Origin of the sequence: Streptomyces pratensis, from assembly GCF_037137275.1 — a bacterium.
GTDB lineage: Bacteria > Actinomycetota > Actinomycetes > Streptomycetales > Streptomycetaceae > Streptomyces > Streptomyces pratensis_B.
In genome coordinates, this window is the sequence record NZ_JBBBEN010000079.1 from 28,497 (window position 1) to 54,281 (window position 25,785).

20 protein-coding genes are annotated in these 25,785 nt (G+C 75.9%); 8 read left to right on the forward strand and 12 right to left on the reverse strand.

Translation table 11 applies throughout. From position 1 onward, the window contains the following. The first annotated feature begins 65 nt into the window (after window positions 1-65). Genes V9U70_RS09795 through V9U70_RS09820 form a run of 6 tightly spaced genes read left to right on the forward strand, consistent with a single transcriptional unit; the run spans window position 66 to window position 9,139 of the window. Window positions 66-950, forward strand: coding sequence for a hypothetical protein (locus V9U70_RS09795; protein ID WP_336674102.1), 885 nt, complete (start codon window positions 66-68; stop codon window positions 948-950). Further along, the gene (locus V9U70_RS09800) at window positions 947-2,491 is read left to right on the forward strand and encodes a CocE/NonD family hydrolase (protein WP_336674103.1); all 1,545 of its coding nucleotides are present in this window, start codon (window positions 947-949) and stop codon (window positions 2,489-2,491) included. The genes V9U70_RS09795 and V9U70_RS09800 overlap by 4 nt, the downstream gene beginning before the upstream one ends. Next, window positions 2,488-3,855, forward strand: coding sequence for a YcaO-like family protein (locus tag V9U70_RS09805; RefSeq protein WP_336674200.1), 1,368 nt, complete (start codon window positions 2,488-2,490; stop codon window positions 3,853-3,855). The genes V9U70_RS09800 and V9U70_RS09805 overlap by 4 nt, the downstream gene beginning before the upstream one ends. Before the next feature lie 15 nt (window positions 3,856-3,870). Then, entirely contained in the window at window positions 3,871-5,484 is a 1,614-nt protein-coding gene (locus tag V9U70_RS09810; protein ID WP_336674104.1) for a nitroreductase, read from the forward strand. Continuing rightward, the gene (locus V9U70_RS09815) at window positions 5,481-7,220 is read left to right on the forward strand and encodes an ABC transporter ATP-binding protein/permease (protein ID WP_336674105.1); all 1,740 of its coding nucleotides are present in this window, start codon (window positions 5,481-5,483) and stop codon (window positions 7,218-7,220) included. The genes V9U70_RS09810 and V9U70_RS09815 overlap by 4 nt, the downstream gene beginning before the upstream one ends. Next, window positions 7,217-9,139: an ABC transporter ATP-binding protein gene (locus tag V9U70_RS09820; RefSeq protein ID WP_336674106.1), complete on the forward strand. Its 1,923-nt coding sequence runs from the start codon at window positions 7,217-7,219 to the stop codon at window positions 9,137-9,139. Before V9U70_RS09815 ends, V9U70_RS09820 begins: the two co-directional genes overlap by 4 nt. Before the next feature lie 33 nt (window positions 9,140-9,172). On the opposite strand, the gene V9U70_RS09825 is transcribed toward V9U70_RS09820, so the two are convergent. From V9U70_RS09825 to V9U70_RS09835, 3 genes are all read right to left on the reverse strand, one after another. Continuing rightward, window positions 9,173-11,641: a SpoIIE family protein phosphatase gene (locus V9U70_RS09825; RefSeq protein WP_336674107.1), complete on the reverse strand. Its 2,469-nt coding sequence runs from the start codon at window positions 11,639-11,641 to the stop codon at window positions 9,173-9,175. A 161-nt stretch (window positions 11,642-11,802) separates the two neighbouring features. After that, window positions 11,803-13,035 carry a glycoside hydrolase family 26 protein gene (locus V9U70_RS09830; protein WP_336674108.1) on the reverse strand — a complete coding sequence of 411 codons (1,233 nt, stop codon included), beginning with the start codon at window positions 13,033-13,035 and terminating at the stop codon, window positions 11,803-11,805. Window positions 13,036-13,156: 121 nt separating this feature from the next. Continuing rightward, complete coding sequence (locus tag V9U70_RS09835; RefSeq protein ID WP_336674109.1) at window positions 13,157-13,840, reverse strand: cytochrome P450 family protein; 684 nt, start codon at window positions 13,838-13,840, stop codon at window positions 13,157-13,159. Between the two features lie 447 nt (window positions 13,841-14,287). Here V9U70_RS09835 and V9U70_RS09840 point away from each other — a divergent pair, with 447 nt between their 5' ends. Together V9U70_RS09840 and V9U70_RS09845 are read left to right on the forward strand one after the other, a co-directional pair. Then, a complete protein-coding gene (locus V9U70_RS09840) occupies window positions 14,288-14,767 on the forward strand; it encodes a tyrosinase family oxidase copper chaperone (protein WP_336674110.1) in 480 nt (159 codons plus the stop codon). Between the two features lie 19 nt (window positions 14,768-14,786). Further along, window positions 14,787-15,650, forward strand: a complete 864-nt coding sequence (locus V9U70_RS09845) for a tyrosinase family protein (RefSeq protein ID WP_336674111.1) — start codon at window positions 14,787-14,789, stop codon at window positions 15,648-15,650. Window positions 15,651-15,731: 81 nt separating this feature from the next. Here the strand turns inward: V9U70_RS09845 and V9U70_RS09850 are convergent, their stop codons facing one another. From V9U70_RS09850 to V9U70_RS09890, 9 genes are all read right to left on the reverse strand, one after another. Beyond that, window positions 15,732-16,013 (reverse strand): chaplin, encoded by a 282-nt coding sequence (locus V9U70_RS09850; RefSeq protein ID WP_336674112.1) that lies wholly within the window; start codon window positions 16,011-16,013, stop codon window positions 15,732-15,734. A gap of 137 nt (window positions 16,014-16,150) precedes the next feature. Further along, window positions 16,151-17,299: a GNAT family N-acetyltransferase gene (locus V9U70_RS09855; protein WP_336674113.1), complete on the reverse strand. Its 1,149-nt coding sequence runs from the start codon at window positions 17,297-17,299 to the stop codon at window positions 16,151-16,153. Then, entirely contained in the window at window positions 17,296-18,036 is a 741-nt protein-coding gene (locus V9U70_RS09860; protein WP_336674114.1) for a YveK family protein, read from the reverse strand. Before V9U70_RS09860 ends, V9U70_RS09855 begins: the two co-directional genes overlap by 4 nt. Then, window positions 18,033-19,169, reverse strand: a complete 1,137-nt coding sequence (locus V9U70_RS09865; RefSeq protein WP_336674115.1) for a glycosyltransferase — start codon at window positions 19,167-19,169, stop codon at window positions 18,033-18,035. The genes V9U70_RS09860 and V9U70_RS09865 overlap by 4 nt, the downstream gene beginning before the upstream one ends. Next, entirely contained in the window at window positions 19,166-19,990 is an 825-nt protein-coding gene (locus V9U70_RS09870) for a polysaccharide deacetylase family protein (protein WP_336674116.1), read from the reverse strand. The genes V9U70_RS09865 and V9U70_RS09870 overlap by 4 nt, the downstream gene beginning before the upstream one ends. Beyond that, a complete protein-coding gene (locus V9U70_RS09875; protein WP_336674117.1) occupies window positions 19,980-21,671 on the reverse strand; it encodes a lipid II flippase MurJ in 1,692 nt (563 codons plus the stop codon). The genes V9U70_RS09870 and V9U70_RS09875 overlap by 11 nt, the downstream gene beginning before the upstream one ends. After that, on the reverse strand, window positions 21,668-23,038 hold the full coding sequence (locus tag V9U70_RS09880; RefSeq protein ID WP_336674118.1) for an O-antigen ligase family protein: 1,371 nt from the start codon (window positions 23,036-23,038) through the stop codon (window positions 21,668-21,670). Before V9U70_RS09880 ends, V9U70_RS09875 begins: the two co-directional genes overlap by 4 nt. Before the next feature lie 2 nt (window positions 23,039-23,040). Then, window positions 23,041-24,528: an exopolysaccharide biosynthesis polyprenyl glycosylphosphotransferase gene (locus tag V9U70_RS09885; RefSeq protein ID WP_336674119.1), complete on the reverse strand. Its 1,488-nt coding sequence runs from the start codon at window positions 24,526-24,528 to the stop codon at window positions 23,041-23,043. Next, window positions 24,525-25,700: a glycosyltransferase gene (locus V9U70_RS09890; protein ID WP_419723960.1), complete on the reverse strand. Its 1,176-nt coding sequence runs from the start codon at window positions 25,698-25,700 to the stop codon at window positions 24,525-24,527. The genes V9U70_RS09885 and V9U70_RS09890 overlap by 4 nt, the downstream gene beginning before the upstream one ends. Window positions 25,701-25,785 lie beyond the last annotated feature (85 nt).

Sequence of the window (25,785 nt, forward strand, 5' to 3'; positions counted from 1 at the left end):
TCCCGGGCGGGCCCGTCCCGTTCACCACCAGCGCACCACCCACCCACTTGGCCCCGGAGGTTCCCGTGACCCGCAGTCGACTCGCTCCCGGCGCCGGGATCGTCACCGTCCCCGGAGACGCGCCCGTGCTTCGGACGTCCGACGGGGAGTTCCTGCGCATCGAGACCGGCGAGGTCGACGGCTCGGCGCTGACGCGACGGCTGACCGGGCGGGACCAGGAGCCCGGCACGGAACCCGAGTCCCCCGGACTCAGGCGGCTCGTGGAGGCCTTCGAAGCCGAGGGGCACGCGTCCTCGGCACCGCGCGGCGGCCCCCTCGCCGGTCGAACCGTCCACGTCCTGGGCGACGCCGTCCTCACCGGGCCGGTGGAGCGGTACGCCGCGGCGGAAGGAGCGGAAGTCCATCGGACCACCGCCGGCCGTGTGGCGGAACTCGCCCGGTCCGCCGGCGCCCCCACCGACCACCACGCCGTGGTCTGGTGCCTCGACTCGCCCGTCCCCGAAGGGCTGTGGGACACCGCGGACCGGCTGCCCGCACGGGGGACCGGCTGGCTGCGCTGCCACCGCGAAGGGGCCCACGCCTGGATCGAACCGCTCGCCGCGGCCCCGGGCGACGTCACCTCCCGCCACGTCCGGCTCCGCAGACTCGCGGCCACCCCCGCCCACCGCGAACTCGCCGCCTACTGGGCAGGGCACCGCACCCCCGACACCGGGCCGCACCCCACCGCAGCCTCCGCCGCGCTGATCGCGGCCCTGCTCACCGCCGAACTGATCGCCTGGGCGAGCGGCGAGGCCGGGCCCGGCCTGCCCGCCCGCCGGCGCCTGCGGCGCGTGGACCTGCGCGACCTGACGGTCACAGAGCACCCCGTGCTGCCGGTCCCCGACGTCGCCCCACTGCCCGCCCCCGCCCGGCCCGGTCCGCGGCCGACGCACGCCCGGGCGGGCGCGTGACCACCGTGACCGCGTACGTCCCCGCCTCCGGGGGCGCCGAGCTGGCCACCGACGTATGCCTGCCGGAGGGAGCCGGGCCGCACCCCGCCGTCGTGATCAGGACCCCGTACGGGCGGACCGCCCACCGCGCCGAGCTGCGCGGCTGGGCGGCCCGCGGGTTCGCCGCCCTCGCCCAGGATGTACGCGGCCGCCACGGGTCGCCGGGGGAGTGGCGCCCGTACCGGGACCACGAGGCATCCGACGGCGCGGCGACCGTGTCCTGGACGCGCGCCCGGCCGTGGAGCGACGGGCGGGTCGTCGCCGCGGGCGCGTCCTACGCCGCCCACTGCGCCCTCGTCACCGCACTCGCCGACGACGACGAGGGCCGCCCCGACGCCGTCATCGCCGCCGTCCCGGCCCTGGGCCTCGCCGACACCGCCCGCGAGCCCACCGGCCCCGAGCGCCTGTGGGCCCGTGCCGGCTGGTGGGCCGCCCACGGCGACCGACCCGACTCCGACCAGGGCGCGCTGGAGAGCGCCCTGGCGGCGGACCCCCGACTGCTGGAGCGCCTCCCCGTCACCGGGCTGGGCGCACGTCTGGGCGAGGAACTCGGACGCGAACTCCCCTCCTGGCCACAGCTGTGGTCCGACCGCCGCCGCGGGCGCGTCGTGGAGCGCGGGGCGACCGCGCGCCTCCCGCTGCTCGCCGTCGGCGGCACCCGCGACCCGTTCGCCGAGGACACCATGGCCCTGTGGCGGGGCTGGGGCGGCCCTGCCCGCCTGCTGCTCGGGCCCTGGGGGCACCGGCTGACCGCCGAGACCCCCGGACGCGGGCGCGTGGACCTCGGGGCGCTGTACGTACGGTGGGCCCGCGCCGCGCTCGCCGGCCGGCTGGAGCCCACCCGGCGTGGCGTCATCGCCCTGGGCGACAGCGGGCGCTGGCACAGTGCCCCGGAGCCGGAGCCGCATGGCATCCCGGAGCCGGAGCGGCACGCGGGCCGCGCCTGGGAGTTCGGCGCGCCCCACGGTCTGCGACTGCTCCACGGGCAGCGGTTCACCGCCGACCCCGGCCGCCCCGTACGTTCCGACGACCTGGCCGTGCCGCGGGACGACGCCCCCGCCGACCGCTGTCTGCTCCTCTCGCCGCCGCTGCCCCGCCCCCTCGACATGGCGGGGCCGGCCGCGGCCAGGATCAACGTCGCGGCCGACACGCCCGGCGCCGACTGGGCCGTACGCCTCACCGCACTCGACCCGGCCGGCCGCGCGGAACCGCTCGCGTTCGGCATCGTCCGGCGCGCCGACCCGCTCGGGAAGACCGTGGGCATCACCGTTCCGCTCGGCACGCTGGGCCGCCGACTGGCCGCCGGGACCCGACTGCGGGCGGAGATCGCCGGGCACCACTTCCCCACCCACGCCCGCAACCCGCACACCGGCGAGGACCCGGTGACGGCCATCCGGCTCGCCCCGTCCCGCAGGAGCGTCACCGCCCGGGGAAGCGCCCTCCTCCTGCCCGTCATCGCCCGACGCCGCTACGTCGAGCCCGAAGTGGAGATATGCCGTTGACCAGCGTCCTGCCCATCGAAGCCCTCGTCGACCCCGTCAGCGGAATCATCCGCGCCGTCGCACCCGTCGAGCACCCCGACGGTGCGCCGCCCCGCTACACCGCGATGACCGCCGACGTGGCCGACGCCCGCCGCCTCGGCGCGTGGCCCGCAGACCGGGTCTCCCTCGGCACCACCTTCGGCGACCCCGAGGGCGCCTGGATCGCCGCTGTCGCCGAGGCGGTCGAGCGCTACTGCGGCAACCGCCTCCCGCCGCCCGGCCACCCGCGGGCGCCCCGCAGGGCCACCGCCGCCGAACTGCTCGCGGAGGGCCACCGTGTGTACGGCCCCGGGAGCCTGCCGGCCTACGCCCCCTGGCAGTACGGCCGTCCCACATTCCCCTACGCCGAACTCACCGCCGACACCCCGGTCCTGTGGACCGAATGCGTCGAGGGCGGACGGCCCTGCTGGGCCCCTGTGGCGTTGACCCACCTCAACTGGCGTCAGGGCGAGATGCGTGCGCTGCCGCGCACCCACCACCTCAACTACGCGGGCATCGCGACGGGTCAGGGACTCGACGACGCCGTGGAGCGGGGGCTCCTCGAAGTCGTCGAGCGGGACGCCCTGGAGCTGTGGTGGCACTTGGACGGGCCGACCCGGGGCATCGACCCGGCGAGCGTGCCCGGCCTCACCGAGGACCTGGCGGGCTGCGGCCTCGAGGTCCACATCGTGGAGATGCCCTCGGAGTTCGCCCCCTGCGCGGCGGCGCTCGTGCACGACCCACGGCGCGGCATCCGCGCCGCGGGGTTCGCCTGCCGTTACGACCCGGCGGAGGCGGCGCGCAAGGCCGTCCTGGAAGCCGTGCACACCTGGGTGTTCACCCAGGGCGCGGTGGAGCCGGACGGCTGGGTGTACCGCGCGGTGGAGGCCGGCATGCTCGCCCGCGGCCTCTACCTCGACCACCGTCCGGACCGCCGCTACCTGGACGACTGCGGGCCCCGGTTCGAGGCCGTCCGGGACCTCGGCGCGCACGTCCAGGTCTGGCTGGACGACCGGCTGACTCCGCTCGCCCGCCGCTTCACCCACCCGGCCCGGGGCACGGCCCCGGTCACGGAGATCGCCCCCGGCAGCCGCACCGCGCTCGACGCGGCGCTCGCCGCCGGGGGCCACCGGGTGATCACCGCCGACCTGACCACCGAGGACGTCGCCGAGACCGCATTGCGCGTCGCCCGGGTGCTCGTCTCCGGCCTCGTGCCCAACGCCCCGGCCGCCTTCGGCTACTTCGGCTGCCCGCGCTTCGCAGAGGCAGCCCTCGCCCGAGGCTGGAGGACCCGGCCGCCCGCCGGCCCGGAGGACTTCACCCTCGCCCCGCCGCCCCACATGTGAGGGAGTGCACCGTCCATGCCCCACACTCCCGCACGCCCCGCCGTCCCGGCCCCGGCCACCCGCGCCGCGCCGACGGCCGGCCCGCCTGCCGACCCACCGGCCACGTCGCCGCCCCGCCGGGGCAGCGCGCCCGCCGCCGCATCCCACCCGCCGCCGCCGACCGCCCCCACCGACGTGCCGCCCGGCTTCCTGCGGCGCGCCCTCGCGGACGCCCGCTCACCGCGCGTGCCCGCCCTCAACCCCTACGCCCCCGAGCGGCCGTTCCCGTGGCCCGGCCGGGGGCTGCCCCTGACCGGCCCCGGCGCGGCGGTCGACCTTGACCGCGGGCTGCGTCTGTCCCTCGCCGCGCCCGCCGGAACCCCGGGCAGGCTCCGCCCCGCGCCCTCTGCGGGCGCCCTTCACCCGGTGCGCGCGCACCTGCTGGTCGGGGCGGGCTGCTCGCTGCCGCCCGGACGGTACGCCTACGACCCGCGCGCCCATCGCGCCCACCCGCGCGGCCCCGCCCCCGCCGACGCGCCCCCGGGGGCCATCGCCGTCCTCACCCTGGCCGCGGCCCGCACCGTCGCCCACTACGGCCACCGGGCCTGGCCGCTGCTGCTCCTGGACGCCGGTCACGCCGCGGCCGCCGTGGCGCTGGCCGCCGGACCGGCCGGCGCACAGGTCTCCCTGGACGCGGACGGAGTCCTGCTGTCCGCTGCCGCCGGACTGCCCCGGGCGGCGGAGGGGGACGGCGCCTGGGCCCACGTCGAGCCGGAACTCCCCGTAGCCGCCGTATGGCTGGCTCCGCGCGGAGAGGACGGCGAGGCGGCCCGAGTGCTCGGCGCCTGGGCCGCCTCGCCCCGCGCCACCGCACCCCTGCCGCGCCCCGGCGCGGAGAGGGCCCCGCTGCGCGAACTCACAGAGACTTGGTGCCTGCTGGCCCACCTCACCGCCGCCCCGGCGCGACCCGAGGGCGCCTGGCACCAGGTCCGGCTCCCCGAAGCGGTGACCGACGACGCTCTGAGCCGCCGACGGAGCGCCGCACCCGGCGATCTGGTCGTCCCGCCCGGCGAGGAGGCCCTCGCCCGGATTCTGGCGACCGCGTGGGCGGCCCTGCCGGACGGGCCCCCGTGGGCCGCCGCGGTCGGCGGCCCCGCCCCGGCCCTGTACACGACGACCCCGCGCGGTAGCGGCCTCGAAGTCCTCGCCTCCGGGGACGCGCGGCCCGCCCTCGCCCGCTGGGCGGCGCACCAGCGGTGGATCGCCGACGCCGGCGCGGTGCTGATCGCCCACGGCTGTCCTGCCGACGCCCCGCCCGCCCTGGTCCGCGGCAGCCACCTCGCCGCCGGATACGCGGCCGGCGCGGCCCAGGTCCATGCCACCGCCCTCGGCATCCGTTCCCGCCCCATCGGCTCCTGGCAGCGGGCCGACCTCGGCGCGGCGCTCGGCGACGCGCCCGGACGCGACTGGATCGTGCACGCGCTCGCCGTCGCCGCGCCCTCGACGAGCGCCGCGGACCCCGCCCCTTCTCCCGCGCCCGCCCGGCAGGCCGGAAGACCCGCACCGCCGCCCACCCGGCCGAGCGCGCCCTTCGCGCCGACGACGCCCCGCGCCCCCACGGCCCCGCCCGGCGAGGAAGAACGCCCATGATGCTCCACCCCGAACTCCTGCACGCGGCCCGCAGCGCCCGCCTCCCCCTCGGCCGCGCCTGTGCGCTGCTCGCCGCGGTCACCGTCACCCACCTGGCCCAGGCCGTCCTGCTCGCCCTCGTGCTCTCCCGTATCGCCCGGGGCCAGACGGCCGCCCTCGCACCGCTGCTCGCCTCCGTGCTCGCCGTCGTCCTCGTCCGCGCCGTCCTGAGCCGTGCCCAGCGCCTGACCGCCGTCACGGCGGGGGCCGCCGTACGCGTCCGGCTCCGCGACGCCCTGCTGGAACGCCTCGGGGCCCTTGGCCCCACCGCCATCACCGGAGCGCGGGCGGGAGCCGTGCGGGCCACTCTGGTGGACGGCGTCGAGGGCGTCGACGCGTACATCTCGCGCTACCTGCCCCAACTCCTCATCACCTGCACGGTTCCGCCGCTCCTTCTCGTCGTCGTCGCCCTCGTCGAGCCCTACGCGGCGCTCGCCCTCGGCCCCGCACTGCTGCTCGCCCTCTTCGGACCCCGCCTGTGGGACCGGCTCCTCGCCCGGCGCGGCCAGGAGCACTGGGACTCCTACGAAGGCCTCGCAGCCGACTACCTGGAAGCCCTCCAGGGGATGGCGACGCTGCGCGCCACCGGCGCCGTGGGGCGTGCACGGGAGCGGCTGGAGCGCCGCTCTGCCGCCCTGCACCGGGCCACGGTGGCCAAACTCCGCGTCTCGCTCGTCGACACCGGCCTCACCGACCTGGCCGTCCAGGGCGGCACGGTCGCCGCCGTCCTGGTGGCGTGCTCCTCGGCCGCCACCGGACACACCGCCGCCACTGGCGCCTACCTCCTGCTCCTCCTGGCCTCCGAGTGCTTCCGGCCGGTGCGCGACCTCTCCCGCGAATGGCACGCCGGCTACCTCGGGGTCTCCGCCGCAGACGGCATCGCCGCCCTGCGCACCGCAGAGCCCGGCGTCAGGGACGCGGGCACGCTGCCGGCCGCCTGGCGGACGGCCCCCGACATCCGTTTCGAGCATGTGTGCTTCAGCCATCCCGGAAGCGGACGGCCCGCACTCGACGGCGTCACCTTCACCGCCGCCGCCGGGCGCACCACAGCCGTCGTCGGCCCGTCCGGGGCGGGCAAGTCGACCCTGCTGAGCCTGCTGCTGCGCCAGCGCGACCCGGACAGCGGCCACGTCACCGCCGCCGGCACGGACATCGCGGCGTACACCCTGGCATCCTTGCGCCGGGGCATCGCCGTGGTCTCGCAGGAGACCTACCTCTTCCACGCCACGATCGCGGAGAACCTGCGCGTGGCCCGGCCCGCCGCCACCGACGAGCAACTGCGCGCCGCCGCCCGCACGGCCGGCATCGACCAGGAGATCGCCCGGCTGCCGGACGGCTACGCCACCCTCGTCGGCGAACGCGGGGCCACGCTCTCCGGCGGTCAGCGCCAACGGCTGGCCCTGGCGCGGGCGTTGCTCGCCGACGCGCCGGTCCTGGTGCTGGACGAGGCGACCAGTGCGGTGGACGAACGCGGCGAGGCGCGCATCGTGCGGGAGCTGCTGGCGGCCGGCCGGGGGCGCACCTGCCTCGTCGTCGCCCATCGACTCGACGCCGTACGCCACGCCGACCACATCGTCGTCCTCGACGCCGGCCGTGTCGCCGCGGCGGGGGACCACACGGCCCTGCTCGCGGGCGGCGGCGTGTACGCCTCGCTCGTCGCCGCCGGGCGTACCGCAACGGAGGAACCCGCCGCATGACGCCCATCCCGCCCGACCGGACCCAGGACCGGTCCGCCGCGGCCACGACGACCGGAGCGTTCGAACGCGGCGACCGGACGGCGCCCGCAGCGCCGTCGCCCGCCCCCGCAGCCCCGCCCGGAGCCGCTCCGCAAGGCTCGGCGGCGCCGGCGGGCCCGGAAGACCCACAGGCCGACGGCCCCGGCGCCCTCCGCTCGCTCCTCCCGGTCCTCGGAGCGCACCGCGCCACCGTGGCCCGCACCTGCCTGGCGGCCCTCGTGGACCAGGCGGCCCTGGTCGCCCTGGTCGCCCTGGCCGCGCACACGGTCGGCACCGCCGTCACCGCGCAACGGCCGCCCGCGTCCGGGGTCGTCGCCGCCCTGGTGGGGCTCGTCCTGCTGCGGGCGCTGGCGACCTGGCGCGAGATGGACCTGTCCCACGACCTCGCCTACCGGGTGCTCGCCGAACTGCGCGTCCGGGTCTTCGACGGGCTCGCCCGCAGCGCGCCTGCCCGGATCGCGGGCCGACGCAGCGGCGACCTCGCGGCGACCGCCCTCGGGGACGTCGAAGCGCTGGAGTTCTTCTACGCCCACGCCATCGCCCAACTCCTCGCCTCTGGTGTGGTGTTCGCCGTGTCGGCCGCCGTGCTGGCGGCCCTCGGCCCGTGGCTGCTCCTCGCCGTCGTGCCCGCCGCCCTGCTCCTGCTCTGGTCACCCCTGCTCGAAGCCCGCGGGCGGGCCGAGCGCGGTGCGCGGACCCGGGCCGCGCTCGCCGAGGTCTCGGCCGAGACCGTGGAGAGCGTGGACGGGCTGCGCGAGCTCCTCATGGCCGGCGCCCTGAACCGCAGGCGTGCCCGGCTCCGGTCCGCCGGACGCCGCCTCGCGCGCGCCCAGCGCGCCGAGCAGGTCTGGGAAAGCAGCGCGGGGGCAGCCCGCGACCTGCTGGTGGTCGCCGCGGTCATCGGCGTCGTCGCGGCCGCCGCTCACGCCGCGTCCGCCGGCCGGCTGGACGGGGCGTGGGCCCCGGCCGCCATGGCCCTGGCTCTGGGCGCCCTGGCGCCGGTCGCCGAATCGGCCGCCGCCCTCGGCCGGGCGGGCGGCCTGCGCGCCGCCGCGGCCCGGGTGCGGGCCGCCGTGCGCGCCCCGGCCGGGGCGCCGGAGCCCGCGGCCCCGCTCCCCGTGCCGCCGGGCCCGCTGGGCCTGCGGTTGCGCGGCGTACGGTTCGGCTACGGAGGCGCGCCCGTCCTGGACGGCCTCGACCTGACCGTTCGGCCCGGCGAGACGGTGGCCCTCGTGGGGGCCTCCGGGGCGGGCAAGTCGACCTGCGCGCACCTGCTGGCACGCTACTGGGACCCCGCGCAGGGGGCCGTGGAGCTGCTTCCCCGGCCCCCGGGACGCCCCGTGGACCTGCGGGACCTCCGGGAAAAGGACCTGCGGGCGGCCCTCTCCGTGGTCGGGCAGGAGGCCCCGCTCTTCCACGGGACCCTCGCCGACAACCTCCGCCTCGGCGCTCCCGACGCGACCGCGGAGGAGCTGGACGCGGTGGCCCGCACCTGCGGAGTCGCCGCTGTGGCAGCCGCCCTCCCCGACGGGATGGACACCGCCGTGGGCGAACGCGGCGCGACCCTCTCCGGAGGCCAGCGTGCCCGTGTCGCCCTGGCCAGAGCGCTGCTGAGCGGACCGCGAGTACTGGTCCTGGACGAGACGACGGCGCATCTGGACCACCGGGGCGACGCGGAACTCGCCGCCGCGCTCGCGGCCGACTCCGCCACCCGGACAACCCTGGTGATCGCCCATCGCCCGGCGACCGTACGCCGGGCCGACCGGATCGCCGTGCTGGAGGGCGGGCGCATCGTCGAGGAGGGGACCTGGGAGGAGCTCATCCGGGCGGGCGGTGCGCTGACCGGCCTGTTCGCCCGTGAGGAGGCGGCCCTGCCGTGAGATGGGGACCCGGGGGCCCGGCCGGCCCCCCGGTCACGGCAGGTTCTGCTCCGCCCAGATGATCTTGCCGCGGGGTGTGTAGCGGGTGCCCCACCGGTGGGCGAGCTGGGCGACGAGGAACAGACCGCGCCCCCCCTCGTCCGTGGTGCGGGCGTGCCGCAGCCGGGGCGAGGTGTTGCTGGCGTCGGACACCTCGCAGATCAGCGCCGACTGGAGCAGCAGCCGCAGCCGCACCGGTCCCGAGGCGTACCGGATGGCGTTGGTCACCAGCTCGCTGACGATCAGTTCCGTCGTCGTGGACAGCTCCGCGATGCCCCACGCCGCCAACTGGCCCGCCACCTCGCCGCGGGCCTCACCGACCGCCGCCGGCTCCAGAGGCACGTCCCACGAGGCCAGGTGGTCGGGGCTCAGCACGTGGGTCCTGGCGAGGAGCAGCGCGATGTCGTCCGGCTGGGGGACGGGGAGCAGCTGCTCGACCACCGCCGGGCACAGCTCCTCCAACGGCAGATCGCGCCGGGCCACGGCCTCGGCCAACCGGGCCGTACCGGCCTCGACGTCCTTGTCGGACCCCTCGATGAGACCGTCGGTGTAGAGGCCGAGGAGACTCCCCTCGGCCAGCTCGATCTCCCGGGACTCGAAGGGCAGTCCACCGAAGCCCAGGGGCGGCCCCGAGGGCAGATCGAGGAAGCTGACCGCACCGTCCGGAGTGACGATCAGCGGCGGCGGATGCCCGGCCCGCGCCATCGTGCAGCACCCGCTCACCGGATCGTAGACGGCGTACAGGCAGGTGGCCCCCACCACCGTCGTGCCGCCCCGCTCCGCCGCACCGCCCGCCGGCTCCTCCTCGCTCAGCCTCAGCACCAGATCGTCCAGCCGGGCCAGCAGCTCGTCGGGGGCGAGGTCCATGTCGGCCAACGTCTGGACGGCGGTGCGCAGTCGGCCCATGGTCGCGGCGGCGCTGATGCCGTGGCCGACGACATCCCCGATGACCAGCCCGACCCTGGCGCCGGACAGCGGGATCACGTCGAACCAGTCGCCGCCGACGCCGTCCTTCGCGTCCGCCGGGAGGTACGACGACGCCACGTCCAGGGCCGTGCCGCCGCGGAGGGTGTGCGGCAGCAGGCTCTGCTGGAGCACGAGCGCCGCCGTGTGCTCCCTGGTGTAGCGCCGGGCGTTGTCCACGCACACCGCCGCGCGGGCCACGAGCTCCCGGGCGGGCGCCACGTCGTCCTCGGCGAACGGCACCGGGTTGCTCGACCGCATGAAGGTGGTCAGCCCGAGCACCGTGTCCCGCGCCCGCATCGGCACGGAGATGAGGGAGTGCAGCCCGAACTCCCGGAGCCGGGCCGCCCGTGCCGGCTGCTCCACCGTCCAGGCGTGGCTGTCCGGGTCGAGCACCGGCAGCAGGATGGGGTCCCCGTCGACGAGGAAATGCGCGTTGTGCGGCGGCGGGACGAAGTCGACCGTCTCCCCGACCTGTACGACCGCCTCCGGACAGCCTTCACGCACCGAGCTCATCCCCGCCCTCCGCATCGACGGCCGCCCGCCGATGACCGCCGCGGACAGGGCCCCCGGCCGGTCGCCGCCGAGCGCGGGCTCCAGCAGATCGACGAAGACGAAATCGGCGAACCGGGGAACCGCGAAGTCGGCGAGCTCCTGGGCGGTGCGCTGCACGTCCAGGGTGCTGCCGATACTGGCCCCCGCTTCGTTCACGAGCGCCAGCAGCCGCCGCGCGTTCCACCGGTCGGTCACGTCGAGCACCATGTAGCCGACGCCGATCCGGTTCTCCCCGGCGTCGGTCAGCGGAAAGAACGAACTCGCGTACGCGCGCCGGCGGTGCGGATCGGCCCAGCGCCAGCCCAGGTACTCGTAGTCGGTGATCGGCACGCCCGTCGCCAGGACCTGCCGCATCAGCCGTTCGAGCGGCGCGGCCAGCGGCTGGGGCAGCACATCGCCCGGCCGGCGGCCCAGGCGCTGGTCCCTGGGCACGCCGCCGAAGCGCTCCAGGGTGTCGTTGAGCCACAGATAGCGCAGGTCCGGGTCGAGCACGGCCATGCCGACCGGCGACCGGGCCAGGAAGTCCTCCAGCACGGACCCGTTCATCGACCAGTGCGCGGTGAGCTCACGCCCGGAGACCAGGAACCCCTCGTGCCCGGTGACCAGGAACGAGGCGGATACCCGTACGTCCACGTCCAGCGAGCGGCCGTCCCGGCCGCGCAGGGCAAGCGTCCCGCTCCACCCCGCCCCGGCCCGGCAGCGGGCGGCCCCCGCGGCCGCGCGCAGCGGGTCGAGGGGCCCGCTCAGCAGCAGGGCGGCGGGCCGGCCGACCACCTCGGCGGCCGGATAGCCGAGCAGCGCCTCCGCCCCGCGCGTCCAGCCGATGACCGTGCCGTCCCCGGCGATCACCGCCGCCGCGTCGTCGGCCGTCTGCGCCGGTCCCCGCAGCGCCCCGGAGGGCAGCGGCTCGGACCCCGGCGGGGAGTCCTCGTCGGCGGACGCCATGCACCTCACCACCATCCGTAGGTTTCCATGGTCGCGCGTCGCCCCCGACCGCGCACCGGTGTGCGCTGCCCGCGCTGCCGGCGCCGGCGGCTCCGGCTCTGCGGCGGTACGGAGCGGACCGCCGCGCGNNNCCGGCCGTGGCCGGGCCCCGGAGGCGCGGGTCAGTAGCGCACGCAGATCTCGCGATCCCTCGTCCACCGGCCCAGCCAGTCCGCGAAGGGGAGGGCAAGGCACCACCTGCGGGTGGGCGGGACCCCGGTCGTCGGGGGTGTCGCCGTGGGCGCGGGCGGCACCGGCTCGGTCGGCTGCGCCGACGCGGAGGGGCTCGGAGCCGTCGAGGGCGTAGGAGTGGGTGTGGGGGTCGGAGGGGGCGTGGGCTTCGAGGGGGCGGCCATCCGGGCGAGCATCGTCCGGAACACCTCAGAGGACCGGGGGTTGTCCCCGCACTGCCAGACTCCGTGCGGACAGTAGTCCGTGACGGTCTGGTAGAGCGGCTCGTGCCGGTCGATCCATTCGAGCATCCGCCGCATGTACACGGGGTTGTCCCCGTTGCGGAAAAGCCCCCACTCGGGGTACGAGATCGGCTTGCCGCGCTCGGCCGCGAAGTCGACGTGCCGCTGGAGCCCGTACGGGCCCCTCACCTGGTCGTCGAAGCTCTCGCCGGGCGGCTGGTCGTAGGAGTCCATCCCGATGATGTCGACGACGTCGTCCCCCGGATAGCACTCCGTCCACGGGACCGCGTCACGGCCCCGGCTGGGAGTGAAGTCGAAACGGAACCGCTGGCCCGGCACCGCCCGCATCGCCGTGACGATCCGCTCCCAGTAGGCCTTCCAGGCCTCGGGGTCGGGTCCGCAGCGATGCGTGTACGTGGTGCCGTTCATCTCCCAGCCCAGCACGATGACGGTGTCCGGCACGCCCAGCCGCACCAGGCGCTCCGCGAGACGGGTGAAGTGCCGGTCGTGGTCGCCGGCCGCGCCCGCCCGGAGCAGGGCGCGGACCTCGTCGTCCGGGACCCGCTCCTCGTTGCGCTCCAGCATCGGCACGTTCAGGACGAACATCCGGTCCGCGTCCCCCCGCCGCCAGTCCGCCCAGGCGTCGAGGAAGTCGGGCGAGCCCTCGATGTTCACCCACAGGTCCCCCGGCAGGTAGGTGTGGCCGACCCGCAGCTCGGCTCCGCCGAGCCAGCGCGACAGGTCGTCCATCCGGCTGACCCCGGCGGGCCCGAAGTCCAGATAGGCGCCGTGCGCCGTGCCGCCCCCCGCCGTCGGGGGGCCGGGGGCGGCGCTGTCGACGGAGTCGCCGCCCGGCCCCCGGCCCGCGATGCCCCCGCCGGCCAGGAGGCTGAGAGCCACCGCCGCGATGCACGTACTGATGAGATGGCGCTTCGCCGGCATTCATCCTCCTGGCTGCGGTGCAATTCCGGCCGGTTCGGCCTGACGACGAGAGTTTCATCTTCCGGCATCGCAGGCATGTGCAGAAGTCCATTTATCGTATGCGGCGTCGTTTTCGTGCCGTTCAGGTGAATGTGGGGCCGAACGTGAACGGGAGGGACCCGACGCGGTTGTCGAAATGCGAGTCGACCAGTTGCGGATCGCCCGTCTCCGGGACGCCGGTCGAACAGTTCTCGGAGCAGGGCCGTGATTTCGAGGCGGGCCAGATGTGCGCCCAGGCGGTGGTGCGGCCCTCCGCCGCCGTATCCGAGATGGGAATCCGGGGACCGGGTGATGTCGAGACATCCGGACAGGTGAGAACTGTTTCGCCCCGATTGGCCGAAGCGTAGATGAGAGCGACTTTCTCGCCCGGCAGGAACGTGCGGCCGCCGAGTGAGCAGGGTGTGGTGACCGTCCTGCGGAACTGGGGGATCGGTGTCGAATGTCGGACGATTTCTTCGACCGCCCCGCCGACGTGACGGTCGAAGTCGGAGGGCAGCAGAGCACTCCGCTCCGGATTCCGGCCGAGCAGGGACAGCCCGCGCGCGATCGCGTTCCGGGTCGCCTCCGCCCCGGCCGAAGTTCTCCTCGGCGTCGGCCGGCAGGCGGGGGTGAAGCGCCGCGGGACGATCCGGCGCGGCGCCGCGTGCTCCGGCCCGTCCATGTTGACCATCGAGTTGCCGAGCAGCGCCTTCGCCCAGCCCGCCGGCCCCGGGAGGGTTCGCGTACACCCGCGGCTCGCGGCCCGTACGTCGGCGTGGCGCACCAAGGCGTGAACGGCTGACCCGCGGTACGGGCCGCGCCCGGCCGCTGAAGAGCACGGGCGCGTCGAGTGCGCGCAGTACGGCGAAGGGGCGCAGCCGCTCGGCGCGTGGCAGCCGCCGGAAGGCCGGATCGGCCGGATCGACGCCCGCCGCTCCCCGCGGACGGCCGCCGGGCCCGTGATTCGGAACGCTCACGCCCCACACCTCCACCAGTTCGCCAGGCCATGGTGCGGCCCACGGGCGGGTCCGGGCCGCGCGACGCGAGCAGCACGCGCCGACGACCGCGCGCGCTCACGCAGGTGACGCGACGTGGGCCTCGTCCGGCCCCCGTAGGCCGCCCGTGTGAGATCCGCCGCACGGCGCACGCAAGAGAGCTGTTTCACCACCGCCTCGTTGTCAGCATCGCCATCAGCAGCACCCGGCCGAGTCGACGAGAGGCAGGCAGACCCCCCATGAGCCCGACCCCCGCGAAACCCGGAAGCACGCCCGGTCGCACCCGGCGGTTCGTCCTGCGCGGCGCCTTCACCGCAGCCGCGGTCACCGGCACCGCCGCCGCCCTGTCCCCGGTGCTCGACCGGGGACAGGGCGCCGCCGCCCGCCCCGCCCCCGCCTTCGCAGGGCCGCCTCCCGCCGAGGTGGTGTTCGCCGAGATGTACCGGGGCCGGGAGATCCGGGGGACGCAGACCCCCGCCGCCCCGGCCGTCGTCCCTGCCGGAGCTCCGGACGGTGACCGGGCGGCCGTCTCCGCCGGACCCGCCGCCGAGGTCCGTATCGACGGCCGACCGCTGCACGTCATGAGGCGGGCGGACGGCACCTATCTGAGCGACGTCAGGCACTACGAGTCGTTCCCGACCCTGCTGGAGACGGCGCGCGCCGCCGTCGACGAGCTCGGCGCCGCCCGGCTCGCGCTCCCCGCCGCGCACCCCGTGTGAACCAGGAGGACCAGCACCGGTGTACACCCGCAAGAACCAGCGCGACCTCACACACACAGAAAAGCGCCGGTTCGTCGACGCTGTCCTGAGACTGAAGCGCTCGGGCCGCTACGACGACTTCGTCGCCATGCACCGGGAGTACTACGTGATGGACACGGAGTACCGCTCGCGCCCCGCCCACATGACCCCCTCGTTCTTCCCGTGGCACCGCCGCTATCTGCTGGAGTTCGAGCGGGCGCTCCAAGGCGTCGACCCGGGGGTCAGCGTCCCGTACTGGGACTGGACCAGGGACAACACGCCCAGCTCCTCCCTGTGGGCGGAGGACTTCCTCGGCGGCAACGGCAGAGCGGGCGACCGCATGGTCACCACCGGGCCGTTCGCCTACCCGGCGGGCGTGTGGCGGGTCGGAGCGGGAGTCACCGACGAGCACTACCTCACCCGCAACTTCGGCAGACCGGGACGCGACCCGGTCTCCCTCCCCACAGCGGCCGACGTGGCGCGGGCGATCGAGGACCCGGTCTACGACGCCGAACCCTGGAACAGCGTCAGTACCGAGGGCTTCCGCAACCGCATCGAGGGCTGGGGCATCCGCGGCGTGCGCGCCGTGGCCAACCACAACCGGGTCCACCAGTGGGTCGGCGGCCCGATGGCCGGCGCGGCCTCCCCGGAGGACCCCGTCTTCTGGCTCCACCACTCCTTCATCGACCTGCTGTGGGACCGATGGCAGAAGGCCCACCCGCGCTCCGCCTACCTGCCCGGTCGCAGGCCCGCCTCACCCGGCCGTGCCCGTGTCCATGTCTTCGGCCTCGACGACCCGATGCCCCCCTGGAACGTGACGCCCTCCCAGCTCCTGGACCACAGCAAGCTCTACCGCTACGTCTGACCCCGGGCGGGCCCCCGGCCCGACACGGAAACGGCCGGCCCCCTCCGGAAGGAGGGAGCCGGCCGCCGCTGCGCCGCGGGGTCAGCGGCCGTAGCCGTAGCCCCCGTGGTTGTCGTGACCCGCGGAGGCGTTGACGCAGGTGTTGCCGAAGGCCGGGTTCAGCAGGCCGACCACGTTGATCGTGTTGCCGCAGAGGTTCACCGGCACGTGCACGGGGACCTGGACGGTGTTGCCCGAGGCGACACCGGGGGAGGCGGCGGCGAGGCCCTGTGCTCCGGCGTCCGCAGAGGCGATGCCGGCGCCGCCGGCGATGAGGGCGCCGGCACCGGCCATCACGACGGCGGTCTTGGTCATACGAGACATGCAGAACTCCTTGGGAAGAAGAGGGTGGGTGGCGAACACGCAGTCCGCACCCCCTGACAACGCGCGAAGCTCCGGGCGGTAACGGATCGGCGCATAGGTGATATCTCCGACGTCGTCCGTGCCACCGCGGCGACGGCTCAGCGGCCGTGCGCCGGGAGCGCCGTCAGCCGCTCGCGCCAGTCGCGCGCCGCCGGAAACCGGGACTTCACGGTCTGCGCCGCCCGCTCCCGTACCGCCACCTGTGACTCGCGCAGCCGCAGCAGCGGCTCCAGGCCCGGGCGGGCCAGCAGCAGGCGCTGATTGACCACGGGCACGGGCTGCCAGTGGTTCTTGTACCGCTCAGCACCGCGCAACAGGCTCAGCACCTCGTGCCCGCCGTCCGACGCCTGCCGGGCGACCTCGCGCAGCAGCATCGTCGACACATCGACCTTCTGTTCGCGCAGTGCCGGGTCGGCTCCGTACAGATAGCCCCCCACCAGGCGACCGGACTGCAGTGAGAGATTGGACGCCACCACCTCGCCCTTCAGCCGGAACTCGGTCACGGCTGCCGTGCCCTCCGCCGTCATCCGTCCCACCGAGCGGATCAGATGGTCGGAGAAGCGTGCCCGGAGGTGCTCGGGGTTGACGCCCCGGCCCTCCCACTGCCGCTCGTGCAGACGCAGGAGCGCGCCGATCGCCGCCGGGACGCCGTCCTGCGGGATTCTGCGCGCCTCGACCCCCAGCGCGTCGACCCTGCGCAGCTTCGCCCGCAGCCGCTGGCCCCGCGAGCCCGTCAGCCGCGCCGCCAGGTCGCCCAGCGGCTCGGCCGGGAGCTCCATGCACGTCGAGTCCGTGAGTCGGCTCCGCGGCCCCGGCCACCGGCCGAACAGCAACTGCGCCGAGGCGTCGGGCCGCACCTCCCGCAGGTCCACCACGGTGTGCCGGGCCGCCCGGTCGAGCCCACGCCGCAGCGCCCCCACCGCGTACCCGGCCTCTTCCTCGTCGAGCAGGATGTCGAAGAAGTCGGAGACGGCCCCGCCCATCGGAACCAGCAGCGGCATCGGGCGGTGCACCAGCATCAGCGGCGCCGCTCCGATCAGCCGCCCGGCCCGGCGCACCAGGAGCACCCGCAGCCGGCCCTCCTGGCCGTAGGAGATCCACCACGAACGCAGCCAGGCATGGCTCTGGAAGGGGGTGGCCGTGGCGCAGCGCCGGTGCAGCGCCTCCCATTCCCCGCAGAGGGCGGCGAACTCCCGGGAGTCCCGGCACAGGGTGACGGCGAGACCGCCACTTCGGCGTCCCGTCATCGCGCGAGCTCCCGTTCGTCCCGGGCGACGCCCGTGCCGCCGGTCGTCGGTCCGGGCACCTGCGCCGCGACCCGCCGGTCCGCCCGGCGCGGTCGCACCAACAGGGCCAGGCCGCCCAGCAGCCCGCCCGCGGAGGCCCCCACGGCCGTGCCCAGCGGCACGGACGGCGATACGGGCCGGTCGGGCGTCATCGCGTGGGTGAACTTGATCAGCTTCACCCCCGTGTCCTCGGACACATGACCGCTGCTCACGATGACGGCCTCGATGACCGCGTTCGCGATGTCGGCAGCCTTGCGCCGGTCCTCCGAAGCGCCGGTCACCGCGATCATCGGCGAGTCGGGGGACGTCTCCGACCGCACCAGGGACCGCAGTTCGCGCACCGGCTCGCCGGCCGCGCCCTGGGCGTACGAGAGGGTGGCGTCGCTGGTGACCAACCGGCCGTACGACTGCGCGTATCCCAGCGCCGCCGCGGGGGCGGTCTCCTTCTCCGCGACCGCCATCGCGTAGCTGGTGGCCTCGTACCGGGGGGGAGCGAGCAGGCCGTACGCGAGCCCGAGGGCCGCGCCGAGCGCCGCGCAGGCAGGCAGGGGCCACCCGTGCGGCAACCGGGTGAAGGCGGAGCGCAGAAGACGTACGACGCGGCGCCAGGTGGAGCGCAGAAGACGTACGACGCGGCGCCAGACGGAGCGCAGGCGACGTACGACGCGGTGCCGTCGCTGCTCGGGGGACTCGGTCATGACAGGGCTCTCCGGTTCGGTGGGGCGGTGTCGAGGGCGTACGCGTAGACGTCCATCAGACGCTCGCTGCTGCGCCTGATGTCGTAGTGGCCGACGGCCCTGGGCGGCGGCAGCCGGTCGCACCGGGCCTGTATCCGCTGCCGCAGCCGGGCCGTCAGCTCCTCCGGGCTCCCGGCGATCCGGGTGGCGCCGGGGGCGTGGGCGGCGGGGAGGTCGTCGATGGCGGGGCAGGCGTCGTGCAGCACCGGCAGCCCCGCGGCGAGCGCCTCGACGGCGGCCAGCCCGAAGGACTCCTCGCGGGACGTGGAGACGAACGCGTCCAACGCGCTGAGCAGTGACGGGACGCCGGGTGCCGGCCCGCCACCCCCCTCGTCGCACTCCCCGAGGAACCGAATCCGGTCCACCGCGCCCAGACGGAGGGCCAGGGCGCGCAGCGGCCCTGCCTCAGGCCCGTCCCCGGCCAGCAGCAGCCGGGCCTCGGGCAGTGCGGCGACCGCGCGGAGCAGCACGTCGAAGCGTTTGCCGGGGACCAGCCTGCCGACCCCGCCGACCACGAAGGCGTCGTCGGGCAGCTCCAGGGCCGCCCGCACGGCCGCGCGCCGCCCCGCGTCGAAGCGGAAGCGGTCCGCGTCGATGCCGTTGGGCACCAGCCGAATCCGGTCGGCGGGCACCCCCCAGTCCCGCAGCCGCCCGGCCACGGTGGACGAGACGGCGACGGTGGCCGAGCCGAGCCGTTCGGTGGACAGGTACAGGGCACGGACGCCGCGCGTGAGCGGACGGCCCTCGATCTCGGCGCGGCCCAGCGAGTGCTCGGTCGCGACCGTCGCGCGGGCCCCCGCCAGCCGGGCCGCGACCCTGCCGTAGACGCACGCCCGGTACAGATGCGTGTGGACGAGGTCGTAGCGGCCCTCCCGGATCAGCCGCGCCAGCCTCCCGACGGCCGACAGGTCCCGGTTGCCGCGCATCCCCAGATGAGCCACGCGAATCCCGTCGGACCGCAGTTCCCGAGCCACCGCACCGGGGTTGGTGAGCGTGACGACGTCGCAGGGGACCGGCAGATGGCGCAGCAGCAGCCGCAACTGCCGCTCGGCGCCGCCGACCCCGAGCCCGGTGATGACGTGCAGCGCCCTCACCGGGCGCCGCCCGTCCGCACCGGTCCGGCGGCCCGGGGCGCGCAGGCGGGCGCCGTCCCGGGCACGGCGCCGTGCCGCAGTCCGTGCCTCAGGTCCTTCGCCCACAGCCGAGCCCCCCGGTCCGCCTGGCTGATGTGGGTGCGGGGGAGCGCGTAACGGCTGAGCAGCGGGCCGGGGCTCAGCGCGCAGGCGTAGCCGTAGCCCGCGGAGCGGGCAGCCGCGGCGACCCGGCCGTCGAGGACGCCGTAGGGATAGCAGAAGCCCTCCGGGGGCGTGCCGGTGAGATCGCCGATCAGTTGCCGGCTGTGCCGCGTCTCGTGGTGCAGTTCCTCGTCCCCCAGGGCTGTCAGATCCCGGTGGTACAGGCCGTGCGAGCCGACCTCCATGCCGGCGGCTGCGACCCGCCGGACGTCCTCGCGGGTGAGCAGCGGCTTGCGCGGTCCCAACGGGTCCCACTCGTTCACGCCGCCTGGCCGCCCCGGCAGCACGAAGACCGTCGCCCGGCAGCCGTGCCTGCGCAGCACCGGCAGCGCCTCGCCGAGGAAGTCCGCGTACCCGTCGTCGAACGTCAGGCCGACCAGTCCGCGCCGCCCCGCAGCCCGCGCGCGCAGCAGCTCCGCCACCCCCACCCCCGTCAGCCGCCTGCTGCGCAGCCAGGACAGCTGTTCGTCCAGGCGCGCCGGGGAGACGGTGATGCCGTACGGGTCGTCCCCGGCGTCGGTGACCGAGTGGTAGGTCAGAATCCACGGCTCCCGGCGGGCGTGCGGGCGGAACCGGGACGAGGGGGCGTCGGCGCGGCGTGCCGAGGGGTCAGCGGCCATCAGGGAACCTCCGTCGGATGAGTGCCAGCAGGGATGTGACTTCGGGTGAGCGCAGGGCGAGCCCGGTCAGGACGAACACGGCGGGGACCAGCAGGCACCCGGCGGCCAGGCTCAGCACCGGATCGTCGAGCACGGGGGCGGCCGCCCAGCCCGCCGCCCCCGCCGCCAGCGCCGCTCCCGTCAGCCGCCCGAGGGACACCGCCACGGCGCGCGCGCGGATCGGCACCACACGGGTGCCCAGCCCCATGAGGAGCAGCAGCGCCGCGGTGCTGATCCCGAGCGCGTTGGCCGTCGCGATGCCGTCGACGCCGAGCCGGTGCGTCAGGGCGTACCCCATGCCCAGGGTGACCACCAGCCCGGTGCCCATGGCGAACGCGGGGAACCAGGTGGGACGCCCGGACGAGAAGAACGGCCGGCTCAGCGCGCCGACCAGGCAGTGCCCGAGCAGGCCCGCCGCGTACACCCGCATCACCTGGGCGGTGGCCCGGGTGTCGTCGGCGTCGAACGCGCCGCGCTGGAAGAGCACCTCGATGATCTTCGGCGCGTAGCCGAGGACGACCGCCGTGCCGAGCAGCACCACCGTCCCGGCCAGCGCCAGGTCCCGCTCGACCCGGCGCCGGGCGCCCTCCCGGTCTCCGGCGGCCATGGCCCGGGCGACGACGGGGAACGTGACCGTGCAGACCATCAGCGACAGCACCATCGGCAACTGCGCGACCTTCTGGGCGTAGTTCAGGTGGGAGATCGCGCCCGCCGGCAGGGTGGAGGCCAGAAACCGTTCGACCAGCACCTGGGACTGACGGCTCACCACGAACAGGACCACCGGGGCCAGGAGCGCGACGCCCAGCAGCGGAGCCGTCCGCGCGGCCCGGCGCTTCGGCCCGCGCGGCCGCGGCCGCGCGGGCGGCACCAGCCGCCAGAACGTCGGCAGCTGGGTCACGACCATCAGCGCGCTGCCGACCGCGACGCCCGCCGCCGCGGCCCGCACGCCCCACGCGGCGTGCAGCGCCAGGGTCATTCCGATGATGCCGACGTTGTAGGCAACGTAGACCCCCGCCGGCGGCAGGAAGCTGCGGTGGGCGCGCAGGACGGCGCTGAAGTAGCCGGTGATGCCGAACGTGAGCACGGTGACGGCCGTGAGCCGGGTGCAGTCCACCGCGAGCCGTGGATCGGCCAGCCCCGGCGCCAGCACGCCCACCACCCACGGAGCTCCCGCGACGAGCAGCGCCGCGCAGCCGGCGAGCAGGGCGGTCAGCCGGGGGAGCGTGGCCGCCACCAGGTCCCGCACCGGGTCGGGCCCGGGTGCGGCGCCCTGGCCGGCCGCCGCCCGTCGGGTCAGGGCGAGGCTGAACGCGGGGACGAGCAGCAGGGCCATCCCGTCCTCGATCAGCAGGGTCGCCGCCATCTCCGGCACGGTCCAGGCGATCAGGAACGCGTCGCTCGCCCCGCTCGCGCCGAAGTACCGGGCGATGGTCTGGTCCCGCACCAGACCGAGGATCGCCCCCAGCACGGTCAGAACCGCGGTGGCCGCCGCCGCACGGGCGAGGAACGACCCGAGCAGGGGCGCCCCGCCGTCTCCCGTCTCCGGCCCGGCGTCGACGCCGGGCCGGGGGCCGGGGCGCGACGGCGGGGCCGCCCCGCCCGGGCGCGGCCCGGCCTCCGTGCCCGTACCGGTGTCGCTCATGCGGCGCTCACCCGGTCCGGCCCGGCCAGCGCCCACCAGGCGGCCAGCCCCAGCACGACACCGCTCAGCACCGTCGTGGGCCCGCCGATGTCGGCGTACAGGAAGTTGACGCAACTCCAGGTCATCAGCGCGACCGCCACCAGCCCGCAGTCCACGGCCGCGTCGCCGCGCGAGCGGGCCCGGACCAGCCTGCGCACCGCGCCCACCAGAATCGCCGCCCAGCTCCCGACGATCGCGGTGAGTCCGATCAGGCCCTGCTCGCTGAGAACGAGCAGATACATGTTGTGCGGCGACAGGAGCGCCTGCCGACGAAAGCCCTGGCCGGCCCCGGCGGTGTCGCTGCCCGAGGAGAGCCCGATCGAGGCATGGGCGTCGCGGTGGCCGGGGAAGCCCTTGAGCCCCACCCCGGTCGCCGGCCGCTCCCGCCACATCGAGCCCGCCGCGCTCCACATGGCGTAGCGGTCGCTGACCGACCGGTCCGGGGCATGCGTCACCCGGGTCACGCTGGCCGCCCGGTCCGCGATCATCTCGGAGCCGACGCCGAACCCGCCGATCAGCACCACCCCGACCGCGCCCAGCACCGCCAGCGAGGTGAACGCCTGCCGCCGCCCGGTGAGCGCCAGGGCGGCGAGGACCGCGGCGGCCGTGGCGATCCACACACCCCGGCTGAACGAGAGCGCCAGGGGCACGGTCAGCCCGACGGCGACGACGGCGGCGCACGGCCGCAGCCAGGCGGGGGCGGACCGGGGAGCGCGCAGCGCGCAGGCCGTCGCGGCGAGCAGTCCGTAGCCGACGACCGTGGCCATCCCCATGATGTCGCCGGGGCCGAAGGTGCCGACCGCCCGGACGTCTTCCCCCTGGTACGAGGCACCGGTCCCGGTGACGTACTGATGGACGCCCACGACGCCCTGGACGGCGGCCAGCAGCACCAGCGCGCCGCCGACGATCCGGAACCCGTGGGCGTCCCGGAGCAGCAGGAACACGGCGGCCGGCACCAGGACGAAGACCTGGAGGTAGCGGACCAGCCCGGGCAGGGCCGCCGCGGGGTCCGCGGCGGTGACGGCGGCCGCGGCGAAGCCCACGACGGGCAGGCTCAGGACGACGGCGGCCGGGACGCTCAGCGGACGCCACCGCAGGTACAGCAGCCGCCCCACGCACACCAGCACCGCGACGCCGGAGGCCACGTCGGCCGCCCCGGCCGCAGGGCCGCCGCCCGGGTCGGACGCGCCGTGGGGCCAGGCGGGCAGCAGGACGGTCGCGATCAGGGGGAGCAGCGGCCACCGCCTCCGCCACCCGCCCGGCGGCGGCCCTGCGAGGGCGGCGGGGGCGGCGGGCGCGGGCGCGGCCGGCGCGAGGGCAGCGGCCATGGTCAGCTGCCTCCGAGTCGGAACAGGGAGCCCACGGTCCGTGCCAGGACGCACGCGTCCTGCCACAGGGACCAGGTCTCGATGTAGCGGTTGTCGAAACGGGCCCGTTCCTCGATCGAGGTGTCGCCGCGCAGCCCGTTCACCTGAGCCAGGCCCGTGATGCCGACCGGCATCCGGTGGCGCGCCTGGTATCCGGTGTGGGCGCGGCCGAACTGCGCGACGAAGTAGGGGCGTTCGGGGCGCGGACCGACCAGGCTCATATCACCGCGCAGCACGTTCCACAACTGCGGAAGCTCGTCGAGCGAGGTGCGGCGCAGCACCCGGCCCACACGGCTCACGCGCCGGTCGGAGGCGACGTTCCACCGGGTCGCCGACTCCTGGGCGTCGGCGGGCCGCAGGGTACGGAACTTGAGCAGGACGAACAGGCGTCCGTGCCGGCCGACGCGCTCCTGACGGAAGATCACCCCCGGCCCGTCCAAGAGCCTTACCGCCACCGCGCAGGCCGCCATCACCGGGGCCGCCAGCAGCAGACCGCACGCGGCCAGGACCACGTCCGCCGCCCGCTTCACACCGAGGCCGACGCTGCTGCGCGGCCCCTCGTGCAGGGGCTGGACGGCGAAGCCCCACAGGTGGTCCGGGCGAACGCCGGGGGCCTGCGCGGGGACGGCCGGCCCGCCAGGGGCGCTGACCAGCCACATCCGGCAACCGTAGCGTGCGAGCAGGGCGAAGAGCTCCGCGCCGTCCCCGGCGGCCTCGGGCGGGGCGGTGAACACCACGTGCCGCACGCTGTTCTGCACCACGGCTCGTCCCACCTCCTGCGGGGTGTCCAGGAGGGGCGGAGCCGGAGCGCTGGAGCCCGTCGCGGGGTCCTGGTCGCCGGGGCCGTGGGGGGCGACCAGCCCGACCGGGCGCAGCCCGTACTCGGGGCGGCCGTACAGGGCGGCCGTCACCTGGCGGGCGAGCGGGCCGTGCCCGACGACGAGGGCCGAGCGGGGGCGCCGGGCGGCCGTGCGCCGCCGCGCCCGGTGGAGCGCCGCGCGCATGCCGCAGGCCAGCGCGGTCTGGGCGGCGGCCCCGTACGCGAGCACCGTCCAGTCGATGGCGTGGTGCGGGGCCCGGGCGTCCAGAACCTCCATCGTCAGATACCACTGGAGCAGGACGAGGCCCAGCAGCGCGGGCAGTTCGGACAGGGCGGAGGGGGACAGGCGACGGCGGTAGAGCCCTCTGTGGGCGAAGAGCAGCAGCTGCGCGATCGCCTGGGCGGCCACCACCGTCCAGGGCCACGGCGCGGGGACGACCAGGGCGAACGCCATGACCGGCGCGAGGGCGTCGGCGCACAGGAGCTGGGCGACGCGGCCGCACCGGACCGTGCGGCGCGGGCCGTGCTGGGGGCGGACCCGCCCGTCGCTTCTTCGCGGCGGATGGACCGTGTGGGCCTGCACGGCCGTCGTCCGTCCGGCGCCGGGAACGGGTGCACTCTCCATCGTCATCGCTCGGTGCGCTTCCTCATCGTGGGGCTGGACGTGCCGACAAGTTCCCGGTAGAGGCCGGTGACCGCCCCGGCGGTGCGCCGTACGTCGAAGGCGGACCGGCTGTGGAGCTGGGCCCGGAGGGCCAGCGCCCGGCGCAGTGCGGGATCGGTGAGCAGTGCGGTCAGAGCCGCGGCCAGGGCCCCCGGGTCCTCCGGCGGCACCAGGCAGTGGGCCTCGTCGCCGGGCGGCAGGCTCTCCCTGGCCCCACTGACGTCGCTCATCACGACAGCACGGCCGCAGGCCATGGCCTCCAGCGGCGCGAGCGCCATGCCTTCCCAGCGGGAGGGCAGCACGAGGACGTCCGAGGCGTGCACCCACGGCCGCACGTCCTGGCTCGCGCCGGTGAACAGCACACCGGGCGGAGCCGATTCCTCCAGGGCGCCCCGGTCGGGCCCGTCCCCCACCAGGACCAGACGTGCTCCGGCCACCCGCATACGGCTCCAGGCGCGCAGCAGGACGTCCTGCCCCTTCTGCCGGGTCAGCCGGCCGACGCAGACGACCAGCGGGGCGTCGGGTGCGATCCCCTCCAGCCCCGGCAGGGAGGCGCGGGCGGCCGTGCGGTCGGCGCGTCCGCCGGGGCGGAAGCGGTCGAGGTCGATCCCGTTGTGGATCACCGACCAGCGGGCGGCGACGCCCGCCTCCTGGCCGGTGCGCCGTTCGGAGTCGCTGACGCACAGGATGCGGTCGGCCCAGCGCGCCCCGAACCGCTCCCAGCGCAGCGCGAGCTCCGCGGTGGCCCCGCCCACCGCCTCGAACGACCAGGCGTGCGGCTGGAACACCGTGGGCACCCGGCCGCGTACGGCGATGCGGCCCGCCAAACCGGCCTTGGCGCTGTGGGCGTGCAGCACATGGGGCCGACTGGCGCTCACGATCCGGCGCGCGGCCGCGATCTCACCGGCCAGCCGGGGGCCCGGAGCGCGGGTGGCCGCCCAGCCGCGCACCTCGGCCCCCGCCGCCGCGGCCCCGAGCGCCAGCGGGCTCCTCGGCGGGCAGGCCACCACGGGACGCAGCCCGGCCCCGGCCTGCGCCCTGACGAGATCGGTGACGACCCGGGCCACTCCACCGTCGACGGGTTGGACCAGGTGAAGGACCGTCAATCGTTGTTCGTCAGTACGACACATGTGCAGCACGCACGGCTCTCTTCGCTCAATCCGGTGAGTAAAGCCGAGTGCACTCTGGCAGAAATGTGGCGAAATGGTGCGTTTGACTCGCTCA